The sequence below is a fragment of the Micromonospora endophytica genome (assembly GCF_003236305.1).
Taxonomy (GTDB): Bacteria; Actinomycetota; Actinomycetes; order Mycobacteriales; family Micromonosporaceae; genus Micromonospora; species Micromonospora endophytica.
In genome coordinates, this window is the sequence record NZ_POTX01000001.1 from 1 (window position 1) to 14,659 (window position 14,659).

8 protein-coding genes are annotated in these 14,659 nt (G+C 69.7%); 4 read left to right on the forward strand and 4 right to left on the reverse strand.

Annotation, left to right across the window (positions count from 1 at the left end; genetic code table 11):
* The 3 genes from C1I93_RS00005 to C1I93_RS00015 form a co-directional block, all read left to right on the forward strand.
* The coding region (locus C1I93_RS00005) for a carbohydrate ABC transporter permease (protein WP_309148188.1) at window positions 1-870 on the forward strand (870 nt) is incomplete at its 5' end.
* Between the two features lie 35 nt (window positions 871-905).
* Window positions 906-3,266 (forward strand): alpha-xylosidase, encoded by a 2,361-nt coding sequence (yicI, locus tag C1I93_RS00010; RefSeq protein ID WP_111241089.1) that lies wholly within the window; start codon window positions 906-908, stop codon window positions 3,264-3,266.
* A 158-nt stretch (window positions 3,267-3,424) separates the two neighbouring features.
* Window positions 3,425-4,924, forward strand: coding sequence for a multicopper oxidase family protein (locus C1I93_RS00015; protein WP_111241090.1), 1,500 nt, complete (start codon window positions 3,425-3,427; stop codon window positions 4,922-4,924).
* Here the strand turns inward: C1I93_RS00015 and C1I93_RS00020 are convergent, their stop codons facing one another.
* Together C1I93_RS00020 and C1I93_RS00025 are read right to left on the reverse strand one after the other, a co-directional pair.
* Window positions 4,925-5,962: a medium chain dehydrogenase/reductase family protein gene (locus C1I93_RS00020; RefSeq protein ID WP_111241091.1), complete on the reverse strand. Its 1,038-nt coding sequence runs from the start codon at window positions 5,960-5,962 to the stop codon at window positions 4,925-4,927.
* 34 nt (window positions 5,963-5,996) lie between these two features.
* Window positions 5,997-6,437: a hypothetical protein gene (locus C1I93_RS00025; RefSeq protein WP_111241092.1), complete on the reverse strand. Its 441-nt coding sequence runs from the start codon at window positions 6,435-6,437 to the stop codon at window positions 5,997-5,999.
* Between the two features lie 148 nt (window positions 6,438-6,585).
* Here C1I93_RS00025 and C1I93_RS00030 point away from each other — a divergent pair, with 148 nt between their 5' ends.
* On the forward strand, window positions 6,586-9,279 hold the full coding sequence (locus C1I93_RS00030) for an AAA family ATPase (RefSeq protein WP_212808386.1): 2,694 nt from the start codon (window positions 6,586-6,588) through the stop codon (window positions 9,277-9,279).
* Window positions 9,280-9,333: 54 nt separating this feature from the next.
* Here the strand turns inward: C1I93_RS00030 and C1I93_RS00035 are convergent, their stop codons facing one another.
* On the reverse strand, window positions 9,334-10,905 hold the full coding sequence (locus C1I93_RS00035; RefSeq protein ID WP_111241094.1) for a serine/threonine-protein kinase: 1,572 nt from the start codon (window positions 10,903-10,905) through the stop codon (window positions 9,334-9,336).
* A gap of 49 nt (window positions 10,906-10,954) precedes the next feature.
* Window positions 10,955-14,134 (reverse strand): type I restriction endonuclease subunit R, encoded by a 3,180-nt coding sequence (locus tag C1I93_RS00040; protein WP_111241095.1) that lies wholly within the window; start codon window positions 14,132-14,134, stop codon window positions 10,955-10,957.
* Window positions 14,135-14,659: the final 525 nt, after the last annotated feature.

The window sequence follows — 14,659 nt, forward strand, 5'->3', positions numbered from 1 at the left end:
ACCTTCCCCCGGCCGGGCCGCTCTCGGAAACCCCGGGACCGGGCCAAGATCGTCCCCACCCTCGTGCTCGCCCTCGGCGCGATCTACTGCGTCCTGCCGGTGATCTGGGTGCTGATCGCCGCCACCAAGACCACCGACGAACTCTTCAGCACCTACTCCGGCTGGCCCAGCTTCAACGGCGGTTTCACCGAGAACATCAGCACCCTGAGCACCTACGCCGACGGCCGGTTCTGGTGGTGGACCCTGAACAGCCTGATCTACGCCGGCGGCGGGGCGCTGCTGACCGTCATCGTCTCCTCGATGGCCGGCTACGCGATGGCGAAGTTCCGGTTCCACGGGCAGAAGCTGCTCTTCGGCGCGCTCCTCGCCGGGGTGCTCATCCCGCAGATCACCCTCGCCATCCCGCAGTACCTGCTGCTGTCCGAGATCGGCCTGGCCGGCGGCTACTGGTCGGTGATCCTGCCGAGCATCATCAGCCCGTACAGCATCTACCTCTGCCGGGTCTATGCCGGCGCGGCGATCCCCGACGAGATGCTGGAAGCCGGGCGGATGGACGGCGCCAGCGAGTTCCGGCTCTTCCGGTCGGTGGTGCTGCCGGTGATGGTGCCCGGACTGGTCACCGTCTTCCTGCTCCAGTTCATCTCGATCTGGAACAACTTCCTGCTGCCGTACATCATGCTCGCCAACGACGACCGGTTCCCGCTCACCGTGGGGCTCTACTCGCTGCTCAACCGGGGTGCCTCGCAGCCCGCGCTCTACACCCTGGTGATCACCGGCGCACTCCTGTCGATCATTCCGATCTTCGCGCTCTTCCTCTTCCTCCAGCGCTTCTGGCGGCTCGACCTGGTCGCCGGGGGACTGAAGGGCTGACCGTCACCCACTGTGGAACACCGAACGGGGAGACAATGAAATTCAAGGACGGCTACTGGCAGATGCGTCCCGGGGTGCGGGGCAGCTACGCCACCGCCGCCCACGACGTCACCGTCGGCGCGCAGGCCATCCGGGTGCTCGCCCCGGCCAAGCCGATCGGCCGTCGCGGCGACACGTTGGACGGGCCGGTGCTGCGGGTGGACCTCTCCGCACCGATGCCCGGCGTCGTCCGGGTCCGGGCCACCCACTTCGCCGGCTCCGTACCGGCCGGGCCGTCCTTCGCCCTCACCACCGAGGGCACACCGATCAGCACCGACCCGGCCGGTGACGGACCGCTCGCACAGGTCGACGACGAACACGTCAGCCTGACCAGCGGTGAACTCACCGTCCGGGTCGGCCGCGGCGCACCCTGGGGGCTCACCTTCAGCGCCGACGGCCGGGAAGTCACCCGCAGCGACCACAAATCCCTCGGCGCGATGACCGACGCCGACGGCGGCCACCACATGGTCGAACAGCTTCACCTCGGCGTCGGCGAACTCGTCTACGGCCTCGGCGAACGCTTCGGCCCACTGGTCCGCAACGGACAGGCCGTCGAGATCTGGAACGCCGACGGCGGCACCAACAGCGAACAGGCGTACAAGAACGTCCCGTTCTACCTCAGCAACCGCGGATACGGCGTCTTCGTCAACCACCCCGGCCGGGTCTCCTTCGAAGTCGCCTCCGAAACCGTCACCCGGGTGCAGTTCAGCGTCTCCGGCCACGAACTGGAGTACCTCGTCATCCACGGCCCCACCCCGGCCGAGATCCTGCGCCGCTACACCGCCCTCACCGGCCGCCCCGCGCTGCCGCCCGCCTGGTCCTTCGGGCTCTGGCTGAGCACCTCCTTCACCACCGATTACGACGAGGCCACCGTCACCTCCTTCGTCGACGGCATGGCCGAGCGTGACATCCCACTGAGCGTCTTTCACTTCGACTGCTTCTGGATGCGGCAGTTCCGCTGGTGCGACTTCGAATGGGACCCGGAAACCTTCCCCGACCCGCCCGGCATGCTCGCCCGGCTGCACGAGCGCGACCTCAAGGTCTGCGTCTGGATCAACCCGTACATCGGCCAGGCATCCGCCCTCTTCGACGAGGGCGCCGCGCGTGGCTACCTGCTGCGCCGCCCCGACGGCCGGATCTGGCAGGACGACCACTGGCAGGCCGGCCGCGCCCTGGTCGACCTCACCAACCCCGAGGCCCGCGACTGGTACGCCGGCAAGCTGCGCGACCTGCTCCGGATGGGCGTCGACTCCTTCAAGACCGACTTCGGCGAGCGGATCCCCACCGACGTGGTCTGGGCCGATGGCTCCGACCCGGAACGGATGCACAACTACTACAGCCTGCTCTACAACGAACTCGTCTTCGACCTGCTGGAGGAGGAACGGGGCACCGGCGACGCGGTCCTCTTCGCCCGCGCCGCCACCGTCGGCGGCCAGCGCCTGCCGGTGCATTGGGGCGGCGACTGCGAATCCTCCTACGAGGCGATGGCGGAGAGCCTGCGTGGCGGTCTCTCCCTCGGCATGGGCGGCTTCGGCTTCTGGAGCCACGACATCGGCGGCTTCGAGGGCCGCCCCGACCCCGCCGTCTTCAAACGGTGGGTCGCCTTCGGGCTGCTCTCCTCGCACAGCCGGCTGCACGGCAGCCGCTCCTACCGGGTGCCGTGGCTCTTCGACGAGGAATCCGTCGACGTGCTGCGCGACTTCACCCGGCTGAAGGCCCGGCTGATGCCCTACCTCTACGCCGCCGCCGTCACCGCCCACACCGAGGGCATGCCGGTGATGCGGGCCATGGCGCTGGAGTTTCCCGACGACCCGGCCTGCGCCTACCTCGACGCCCAGTACCTGCTCGGCCCGGACCTGCTGGTCGCCCCGGTGCTCAGCGCCGAAGGCGAGGTGACCTACTACGTTCCCGCCGGACGCTGGACCCGCTGGCAGGACAGCCGGACCGTCGAGGGACCGGGCTGGCGCACCGAGACCCACGGCTTCGACAGCCTCCCGCTGCTCGTCCGCCCCGGCGCCGTCGTCCCCGTCGGTGCCCGCGACGACAGACCCGACTACCCGTACGCCGACGGGGTCATCCTGCGGGCGTACCAGCTTGCCGACGGCACCCACCGGGTAGTCACCGTGCCCGACACCGACGGCGCCCCGGCCGCCGTCTTCGAGATCACCCGAGACGGTGACCGGATCCGGGTGACTCGCGACAGCCTGGTGCGGGCACCCTGGCACCTGGTGCTCGTCGGCGTCACCGGCCACGAGTCGGTCACCGGCGGCACCGCGCAGACCGTCACCGACGGCACCTGGGTCAGCGCCGAACCGGAGACCGACCAGCTGGAGATCGTCCTGCGCACCGAGGAGTGACCACCGATCGGCCGAAGCCCCGCCCGGTGCCCCGGCACCGAAGCCGCGTCTCGTCGCCGATCACCTCTGCTGAGGGCCGCAGGCACCGACGACGGCGACTCGTAGCTACGCAGTTGTCGCCGAGGCGACGGCACCGCCTGCCGCGACATGGTTGTCTCATGAGACGTCGTACGGTGCTGAAGGCATTCGGGTGGGGAATCGGGGGCGCGGTCGCCCTGGGCGGCGGCTTTGGGGCCTACTACCTGGGCGCGAAGCGGGACACCGTCGGGAAAGTCGCCTTCGACGCGGCGTTATCGATTCCCGCCCTGGCCCGGTCGCAGCGTGGTGCCTCGGGAGCCCGGGTCTTCACCCTCGGCATCCAGCCGGGCGAGACCCGGTTCAAAGCCGGCAGAGCCACCCGCACGTGGGGTGTGAACGGCACGTACCTGGGTCCGACCATCCGGGCCCGGCGCGGCGAGCCCGTCGAGTTCGTGGTGCACAACGGCCTCGACGAGGAGACCTCGCTGCATTGGCATGGCATGCATCTGCCGGCGGTGATGGACGGTGGTCCGCACCAGACGGTGGCGGCTGGGCAGAGCTGGACGCCACGGTGGACGATCGACCAACCCGCCGCGACGCTCTGGTACCACCCACATCTGCACGGTTCGACGGCCGAGCACATGTACCGCGGCCTGGCCGGACTGTTCATCGTCGACGACGAGCAGGTCGAGCCGCTGAACCTGCCGTCCGAGTACGGTGTCGACGACGTCCCGATGATCGTCCAGGACCGCGCGTTCGACGGTGACCAGCAGTTCGCGCAGCGGGAACCGCTGGCCGGTTCGCTGGGGGTGATCGGTGACGAGATCCTCGTCAACGGCACGATCGGGCCGTACTTCGACGTCACGACCCGGCTCGTGCGACTGCGGCTGTTGAACGGTTCCCCCGCGCGCCTGTACCACTTCGGCTTCTCCGACGATCGGCGCTTCTCGCTCATCGCCACGGACGGTGGGCTGCTCGCCGCGCCGTGGCAGACCGACCGGCTGTACCTCTCGCCGGGGGAGCGCGCGGAGATCGTGGTGGCCTTCGAACCGGGGGAGCGGGTCGAGCTGCGTTCGTACCCGGCAGCGCACGGCGGTGTGCTGGGACGGCTCGACGGCTTCGACGATCGCCTCGACATCTGCCAGTTTCGGGCCGCGGGTTCGCTCTCCGGCGACGCCGCCGTTCCCGCCGTGCTCGGCGCCGCACCGGACCTCGCTGGCGAGGCGGTCGCCCAGGAGCGCTCCTTCGTGCTCGCGTCGAACCAGATCAACGGCCGATCGATGGCAATGGACCGGATCGACTTCGGTGTCCGGGAGGGCACCGTGGAGGTGTGGGAGGTGACCAACGACAACGGGTATCTGCACAACTTCCACGTCCACGACGTGCAGTTCCAGGTGCTGACCGTCGATGGCGGGGCGCCGGAGCCACATCTGCGCGGCTGGAAGGACACCGTCCTGCTGGTCCAGGGGAGGCGTTACCGGCTGGCGATGCGCTTCCGGGACCACACCGACCCGAACATGCCGTACATGTACCACTGTCACCTGCTCGCGCACGAGGACGACGGGATGATGGGTCAGTTCGTCGTCCTCGGCGCGGGCGAGCAGGTAGGCGTACCACCGGGCCAGCACCGGCACCCGTGATCAGGGCACCAGGACGACCTTGCCGGCGACGGTGCGGGACTCGGCGAGCGCCAGTGCCGTCGCGGCCTCGGCCAGGGGGAGCTCCGCGGCGATCTGCGGGTCGAGCACGCCGTCGGCGAGCAACCGGAACACCTGGGTCAGATCCTCGGCCAGGGTGCGCCGGAAGGCCGCCAGGTCGCGGTGGCCCGCCCAGAAGTTGTAGAAGTAGGCGCTGCGGTGGTTGGGCAGGGTGTGCCAGAGCTTCAGCTGCGCGAAGAGCTTCAGCACCGGCAGTCGTGAGCTGCCCTCCTCGTTCTTCGTCGCCGCCGTGCCGTAGGACACCAGCGTGCCGCCCTTGCGCAGCAGCTGCCAGGACTGTTCCACGCCGGGGCCGCCGACGTGGTCGAACACCGCGTCCACACCGTCCGGCGCCAACGCCCTGATCCGGTGGTACATGCCCGGGTCGCGGTAGTCGACGGGGGTGGCGCCCAGCGCGCGTACCGCGTCGTGGTGTCGGGCCGACGCCGTGCCGATCACGCGGATGCCGGCGTGCCGGGCCAGCTGGACGAGCGTGGAGCCGACGCCGCCGTTCGCTCCCAGCACCACGATGACGCCCCCGGCGCGGACCTTGGCCAGCCGGTGCAGCATCTGCCAGGCCGTGATTCCGTTGACGACCACGGTTTCCGCGGCGGCGGGGGAGACCCCATCCGGCACCGGGACCAGGTCGGCGGCCTCGATCAGTACCTGGCTGGCCCACGCACCGATCTTGGTGACCGCGGCGAACCGGCGTCCGGTCAGGCCGGGGTCCACGCCGGGTCCGACGGCCGTGACGGTGCCGACCAGGTCATACCCGGGTACGAAGGGAAACGGCGGCTGATCGTAGTACTTGCCCCGGCGCATCTGTTGCTCGGCGAACGACACACCGGTGGCCTCCACTCGCAGGACGACCTGTCCCGCAGCCGGCGCGGGCAGTTCGCGGGTACGCACCTGCAGCCCGATCGGTTCGACCACGCCCGGTAGGACTATCTCGGTCGTACTGGTGTTGACGGCGTTGGTCATGACGGCATTCCTCCGCAGGTTCTCGGCTGCTGGTTCAGCGGTTGTCGTTGGGCCCCAGCGCCCCGGGGCGCCAGGTGTGCCAGCCACGGCAGAGCAGGTAGGCGGCGATGGTGGTCGCCGAGACGAACGCGTCGGCGATCAGGGTCAGCTCCGCGCGGGGGACGTCGAGGATGAAAGCGGCCTGGACGGTGACCGCGATCTTGTGGAACAGCAGGAGTTCCCACATGCCGCGCTGCTTTCGGGGAGCGACCGCCAGCATGGCCCACATCCCGGCGAAGACGATGTAGGCGCAGGTCCGCCAGTACTCGGTCAGGATCAGCTCTTCGGGGAGGTCACCGAGGCGGGTGAGGCCCTCGACGAAGGGCACCAGGGTGACGGCTGCCGTGATCGCCATCAGGACCCGTCCGGTCCGATCCTGCCAGCGCGTCGGTGCCGCTACGGCCGGGGCGGCGGCGATGTCGGTGTGGGTTGTCATGAAGCTTCCCCGTCTGCTCGATCACTACATAGGTGTGGACCGGAAAAGCATTCATCAGCGCGGCTCGGCACCGCGTCGGCGGGAATTGCGTAGTCGCCCGCGGATGCACGGAACCGACACCGCGCGCCGCAGGAGTAGCCTGTCCGGCGTGCGATCCGCGGCTGCCTCCCAGGGCCCACTGGTCGGCAGGGACGTCGAACTCAAGGTTCTCGACGAGTTGATCCAGGGCGCCCGGTCGGGCCGGGGTGGGGCGCTCGTGGTGCGCGGCGAAGCCGGCATCGGCAAGAGCACGCTGCTGGCGTACGCCCGCGACGCGGCGTCCGGCCTGCACGTCATCCAGGCGTCCGGGGCGCAGTTCGAGCAGGAGCTGCCCTTCGGCGCGCTGCATCAGCTCTGTGTGCCGGTGCTCGGTCACCTCGCGGACCTGCCGTCCCGGCACGCCGACGCGCTCCGGGTGGCGTTCGGGCTGGCGGCGGGCACACCCGACCTGTTCCACATCGGGGTGGCGACCCTGGGGCTGCTGGCCGCCGCGGCCCGGGTGCGACCGCTGCTGTGCGTGGTCGACGACGCCCACTGGTTGGACTCGGCGTCGTCGAAGGCGCTGGCGTTCGTCGGTCGGCGGGTGGCCGCCGAGCCCATCGCCATGCTGTACGCACTGCGGCAGCCCGCCCGGGACGAACTGCATGAGCTGCCCGGCCTCGACGTCACCGGATTGAGTGACGCCGAGGCGCGGATGTTGCTCGCGGCGCAACGGCACCTTCTCCTCGACGAGCAGGTGCTGCACCGGCTGCTGGCCGAGGCCCGGGGGAACCCGTTGGCGTTGCTCGAACTGCCCCGGGCAGGCGGCTTCGGGCCGCCGGACACCGTGCCGGTGCCGACCCGGATCGAGCGCAGCTTCCGGGCCCGGCTGTCGGACCTGTCGGACCAGGCCCGTCTCCTGCTGACCGTGGCGAGCGCCGACCCGACGGGCGACCCCGCCCTGCTGTGGCCGGCCGCGCGCCTGGCGGGCATCGACGTGTCGACCGCCAGCGCCAGCGTGGCCGTGACCGGGCTTGTCGAGTTCTCCACCGGCGTCCGCTTCTGTCACCCGCTGGCCCGCTCCGCGGTCTACCAGGCCGCATCCGGGCCGCAACGACAGCGAGCGCACCGGGCACTGGCCGAGGCGACCAACGCCGACACCGACCCGGACCGGCGAGCCTGGCACCGTGCCCAGGCCAGCGTCGGCCCCGACGACGCTGTCGCCGCCGAACTCGTCCGATCGGCCGCCCGCGCCCAGGCGCGCGGCGGTGTGGTGGCCGCGGCGGCCTTCCTGGAACGCGCGGCCGAGCTTTCCGAGGACCCCGCCCGCCGGGTCGAACGCACGCTCGCAGCGGCACAGGCCACCCTCGCCGCAGGCCGCCCCGACCAGGCCGCGACACTGGTCCGGGCCGTCGAGCACAGCGCGCTCGACGAGTTCCAACTCGCGCAAGCCGACCTGTTGCGGGGCCAGGTCGCCTTCCAGAGCCCCCGGGACGAGAGCGGCCCGGAGTGCATGATCCGTGCCGGGCGGCGGCTGGCCGGGCTGGATCCGGAACGCGCCCGCCGGTGCTTCCTGGACGCGATCGAGATGAGCCTCCTCGTCGGCCGGGCCAGCGGCGTGCTGGATCTGGTGCTGGCCGCGGCGCGGTCGGTACGGGCGACCGCGTCGCGTCCGCCGGACGTGCTGGATGCGTTGAGCCTGTTGAACTCGGCGGAACACCGCCGCGCGGTCCCGCTGATCCGGCAGTTCCTCGACGGTCACGACGGTCCCGGATGGACCGAGCACCCCGCGCTCGCCCTCATGCTCGCGGCGGAGATCTGGGATCCGCACCGATACTGGACCATCGTCGAGTGGCTGCTGCGGACCGGCCGCGAGTCCGGCTCGCCGCTGCTGCTGCGTCTCGGGCTCGCACAGACCGCCTCGTACGGCGCGCTCACCGCCGACCTCGGGCTGGCGATGGCGTCGATCGCCGAGGAGGAGGCGATCGCCGACGCGATCGGCGGGCCGCCGATGCACTACCACCGGATCCATCTGGCGGCCATGCGCGGTCGCCGTACCGAGGCGCTCGCGCTGTTCGAGAGCGCCACAGTCACCGCCACCACGAGCGGCAGCGGTCTCCTGATCGGCAACATCGACTGGGCGTCCGCGATGCTGCACAACGGTCTCGCCGACTATCCGACCGCGCTGGCCGCCGCCCGCCGGGCCGTCGCGGACGGAACCCTCTTCCTCGCCAGCTTCTCCCTGCCCGAACTGGTCGAAGCGGCGGTCCGCTGCGGCGACTCCGCCGCCGCCGCGACGGCGCTGGAGTCGCTTGTCGACCGCGCCGAGGCCAGCGGGACCGCCACCGGCCTGGGCATCGCGGCGTACGCCCACGGGCTGGTGACCGGCTCCGAGGAGCACTATCGGGCCGCCGTCGCGCACCTGGAGCAGAGTCCGTTGTCGGCCTACCGGGCCAGAGCCCACCTCGTGTACGGGGAATGGCTGCGGCGCGCGGGGCGCCGGCGGGACTGCCGGGAGCATCTGCGTACCGCGCACCACCTGCTGTCCGAGGCGGGCTTGGACGCGTTCGCCCGGCGGGCCGCTGTCGAGCTGCGCGCCACCGGGGAGCGGCCACGGCAGCGGTCACCACACACGTACGACCAGCTGACGATCCAGGAGCTGCACATCGCCCGGCTGGTCGCCGCCGGCGCGACGTCCAGCGAGGTGGCCGCTCAGCTGTTCATCAGCCCGCGCACCGTCGACGCCCACCTGCGCAACATCTTCCGCAAGCTCGGCATCAACTCCCGCCGGCAACTCAGGCACCGGCCCGATCTCGGCGCGTGAACCCGCCGGGGCGATGACGAAGCTCGCGCAAAGAAGCCGATCGCGGGAGGCCCATCAGTCGGCTGCGAATCGGAGCCGGGCGAGCACTTCGGCGACCTCCCGGGTCTCCTCATGCTGTGGCCCGTAGACGATGCAGAGGTCGTCGTACAGCGGCCGCAACTCGTCCCCTGCCTCCGTGGCCTTTCCTTCGGAAAGCAGCAGCATGCCGATGTTGCGGCGTAAATCCAGGGCTGTGGGGGAGGCGTCGCCGGCGGCGGCGCGCACGTGACTGAGCACCTGCCGGAACTGGCGCAGGGCTGTGGTGGCGTGGCCGAGTTCGGCCCGGCAGTGGGCTGCCTGGCGGAGGCATTCCAGGGCATCTTCGCTGGTGGGGCCGGCGGTGCGGGCGTAGGCGGCGGCGAGGGCGTCGAATTCCGGCAGCGCCCGCCGGAAATCCCCACCGATGACGAGGATGGCCGCTCGTCGTGACCGCAGGACCAGCACACGAGGGCTTTCGGCGCCGAGCAAGGCACTGGCGGGCCCGATCACCTGTTCAAGGATCTCTGCGGCCTGGGTGAAACGTTCGTCGTCCAGCAGTTCGTCGGATTGCGCCACGGCGGCCTTTATGGCGTCTCGGACACCGGTCCGGAGGATCGCCGCAGGGTCGGCGGCGGCGTCGCTTCGTGGTGTCGGGACGACCGGAGTGGGTTCGGGCCGGCGACGGGGTGCGTTGGGTCGGCGGTACACCAGCGTCGGGTCGGGCATGGTGCTGTGGGCGGCGTCGGATCCGGGCGGGGCCGATCCAGGCAGGGGAAGGAAGGGCAGTAGCTGCTCGTAGACGTCATAGGCCTCTGGGGGCCGGTCCTCGGGGGCCTTTGCCAACAGATCGAGGACCAGCTTTTCGATCTCTGCGGGCACGTCGGGGCGGAGCGTACGTAGGGGTGGTGGTGGCTCGGTGACGTGCTGGCGCCACAGTTCGAAGTCGCTGCTACCGGTGAAGACCCGCTGACCGGCGAAGAGTTCGTGCAGGACGCAGCCGAGGGCGTACAGGTCGCTCTGGGGTGTGATCTGTGCGCCTTGGATCTGCTCGGGCGGCATGTAGTGGTGGGTGCCGAGGGCGCTGCCGGTAGCGGTGATCTGGGTGACGTCGGTGCGCAGGATGGCGGCGATGCCGAAGTCGAGGAGCTTGACCGCTCCGTCTGCGGTGACCAGGACGTTGTCGGGTTTGAGGTCACGGTGCACGACGGGGATGGCGTGGGCGTGGGACAGGACGGTGCAGATCTGCGCGGCGATCGCGGCGGCCCAGGTGACGGGCAGCGGCTGCTGTGGGTCGATGAAGGCTCGCAGGGTGGTGCCGCGGACGAACTCCATCACCAGGTAGAGCCGGTCGTAGGAGTGGTCGAGGACGGCGTCGTACACCTGGGGGACGCCGTGGTGTTGGATGCGTGCGGTGACGCGGGCCTCGCGGCGGAACCGCCTGGTCAGTTCTTCCGCCTGCTCGGGAGTGTGTACGGCGTCGGGGCGGATGAGCTTGATGGCGACCTCGCGGTCGAGGACGCTGTCGTAGCCGCGCCAGACCTGTCCCATCCCGCCGGAGCCGATCTCCTCGACTCGCTCGTACCGGCCCGCGATCGGCTCTGCCCGCACGTTGCCTCCGTCTCGTCCCGACTGTCAGGGGCCAGAAGACCGCCGCCGGTCAGGCGGCCTCGTCGTCGACGACTCCCTCCTGCCTGCGGATCAGCCGCCAGGCGGCGCTGCGGGCACTGCGGTTGAGCGAGCTGCGGAAGTCGGACTGGGACTGCGGGCCGAAGTAGCGGCGACCGAGGTCTGCGGCGGTTTCGAAATGATCCATCATCTTCTCTTCGAAGACCGGGATGAAGACGTGGCCGAAGTTTTCCTCGTCGTTGGCGACGGCGGCCTGGCGGACCTTCGGTTCGGCCATCGCCTCGTTGAGCGGCTTGACCATGTCGTCGTCGGTGAAGCTGGTGCCGAACCGTTCGTTGAACCGTTCGACAAGCGCCGAGAGCAGGGACTTTTCCGGCTCGTTGGCTCCACCGGAGCCGTCGCCGAAGCCTTTCATCTCGGCGGCGCCCTCAGGGTTGAGGCTGATGTCGTGCTCGCCGGTCTTCTCCACCCGCAGGTGGCTGAGGTCGACCTCGCCGATGTCGACGCCGCCGTCGCCGCGCCGGGGCAGCCGGTTGAGCAGGTGCCGGCCGTAGAGGTAGAGCCGTTCCAGCTCCGCGTCGGCGTAGGGCACGATCTGGGCGAGGAAGCCGTACTTGCGAACGTAGTCGACGAGGTCGGCGCGGAACTTCTCGGCGTCTTCCCAGCCGTCCTCGTCCGCCAGCAACTCCGCGAAACGGTCGACGGCGGGCTGAAGGTGCCGGTACAGCTCGGCGTGCAGCTTCTCCCACTTCACCGTGTTGCCGCCGGCCTGCTCCTCGGCGGCCAGGTAGGCCTCGACGAACTCCTGCATCTCCGCCTCGACCAGCAGGTGGGCGGACATGACCCGGCTCTGCGCGGTGTAGAGCAGGTTGGGGTCCGAGGGGAGGGTCTCGGCTTTTTCGAAGTACGGCCGGAACGCCTCCTTGATCTCCTCGGCGTCGTTGCAGAAGTCCAGCACCGCCAGGTCGCCCTGGCTCTTGCGGTCGGCGGTCCGGTTGATCCGGGACAGCGTCTGCACGGCGGAGACACCGGAGAGCTTCTTGTTGACGTACATGGTGGTGAGTAGCGGTTGGTCGAAGCCGGTCTGGTATTTCTCCGCGACCACCAGGATGCGGTATTCGCGCTGTCCGGCGGCGGTGCCGGCGCGGGCGGACTTGTCGTCGGCCCGGGTGTAGCCGAACGCCTTCGGCAGGGCGCTCTCGGCCAGGCCGCCGTTCTCCTTCGACTCGGTGACCTCCTCGCCCTCATACGTCAACGTGCCGGAGAATGCAACAAGCACGCCCGGGTCGGGGTAGTCGCGGTCGTCGAGGTACCGCTTGATCGCCCGAGACATTTGCACGGCGCTCAACCGGGAGGCGGTGACGACCATCGCCTTGGCCCGCCCGCCGAGCCGGCCGGCGGTGTGGGCCCGGAAATGCTCGACGATGATCTGCGCGTGCTGAGCCACTGTGGAGTCGTGGGTCAGCGCGTACCGAGCGAGCTCCTTGTTGGCCTTGGAGGAGTCGACCTCCCGCTCGTCCGGGTTTTCGTTTACCAGCTTCCAGTACGTGTCGTAGGTGACGTAATTGCGCAGCGGATCGAGGATGAAGCCCTCATCGATGGCCTGCCGCATCGAGTAGGTGTGGAACGGGTGGTACTTGCCGTCCTCGCCGAGAGTGCCGAAGTCTTCGAGGGTCTTGTGCTTCGGTGTGGCGGTGAAGGCGAAGTAGGAGAGGTTGGCGCTGCGCTGCCGCCTGCGGGCGCTGGCGGCGAGCTTCTCCTCGGCGGTCTGTGGCCCGGCGGCGCTTATCGCGCCGGCGTCGTCGGAGTCGGCGTCGAGGCCGAGGTCGCGGAGCACCCGCCGCACATCGGTGGCAGCCTCGCCGGACTGCGACGAATGAGCCTCGTCCACGACGATCGCGAATCGGCTGCCCCGGATCTCGGTCGGGCTCCGCTTGAGGTAATCCACGAGGGCCGGGAACGTGGCCAGGGTGACCGTGAGGATTTTGCCGGTCTCCTGGGAGAGCGCCTTGGCGAGTTGCTCCGACTTCGCGCCGTACCGCTCGTCGATCTTCACGACGAGCCCAGCGGTCTGCTCGAAGCTGCCGACGGTGTCCCGCAGCTGGGAGTCCAGGTTCCGGCGGTCGGTGATGATGAGGACCTTGTCGAAGACCGGGCTGCCGGGTTTGACGCCGGCGGCGAGCGCGTCCGGGTCGAGCGCCGCCGGGTCGTTCGGGGTGTGCAGCGACGACAGCCGGTGCGCGAGCCAGGCGATGGTGTTCGACTTGCCCGAGCCGGCCGAGGCCATCACCAGGTAGTTGTGCCCGGCGCCGTGCCGGGCGGCGTGCGCGGTCAGCCGCTTCACCGCATGCCACTGGTGATAACGGGGGAAGATCAAAGTCTTGCGGGTACGACCACCCGCGCCCTTCTCCTGGTGCAGGTGGACGAAGCGTTCCAGCAGGTCGAGCCAGTTGTCCGGCTGCCAGATCTGCTCCCACAGGTAGGAGGCGGCGTATGTGCCGTACTCGGTGGCCGGCGGGTTGCCCTCGCCGCCGGGGCGGCCCGGCCCGGCGCTACCGGTGTTGAACGGCAGGAACGTGGTCGGCTTGCCCCGCAACTGGGTGGTGACGAAGACCAGGTCCGGGTCGACGGCGAAGTTCGCCACCACCCGGCGGGAGAAGATCAGCTCAGTGGGGTCACGCTCCTTGCGGTACTGCTCCTTGGCGTGCACCACGCCGGAGCCGGTGAGCGGGTTCTTCAGCTCGGCCGTGGCCACCGGGATGCCGTTGAGGAAGAGCGTCAGGTCGAGCCGGTTGCCCCGGTCGGCCTGCTTGGTCGCGTACGCCAACTCCCGCACCACTGTGAGTCGGTTGCGGCGGTAGTCGGCCAGGATCGCTTCGGACTCCATGAAGGATGGCTTGAAGTACGCCACCCGGAACCGCAGACCGTGAATCTTGAACCCCTTGCGGAGTACGTCGAGCAGTCCGTCCTCCGCGATCGCCCGATCGAGCCGCTTGACGAACTCCCGCTGGGCCGACACCTGGTCACCGCCACAGCGGGTTATCAGCTCTGTCCACTCCTCGGCCTGGGTCGCGCCGACGAAGGTAAAAAGTTGGCCGCTGTCGAGGCCGAGCTCAGGACGGTAGTCGTCTCGGTCGCCCTCTTCCCATCCGTTGGCGAGTAGCGCCGCGACGATCGCGTCCCCGAACGCCGACTCGTGATGCACCGCCACGTCGCCTCCCCCACCAACGGATCGGGGCGCTCACCCTGATCCATCCGTCGGAGCCTACTGAGAAGCGGACGTACCGAACAGTCACCTTTCGACCACAGCACGGTACGCCAGGGCGTCACGGTGGCCCTGGACATATTCGTGCAGCCATCGGGCGTCATGCCACGATCAAGTTCCGTCAACGTCGGGTCAAGCCGGCGAAGGCGGGCGCGGTACTCGGCGGCGAGTTCCTCCGCGTCAGCCACCAACTCGTCGACTTCCGCGGCGCTCAGGTGCGCGTCCATGAGTAGCTGTCCGAGAATGAACACCTCGACTCCGAGCGCGGTTTCGGCGGGGATGTTGTCGACCAGTTCCGGTTCACCGAGGGCGGCGCGGATGAGCCCTTCCATCTCCAGGGCCGGCAGGGTGTCGCGGTCGTTGTACCGGAGGCGGGTGGCGCTGACCCAGGCGGCCACATCGTTCGGGGTGGTGCCCGGGGGAAAGTGCATGTTGACGGCGAGCGCGAACGCCCCACCGATGATCAGGGGG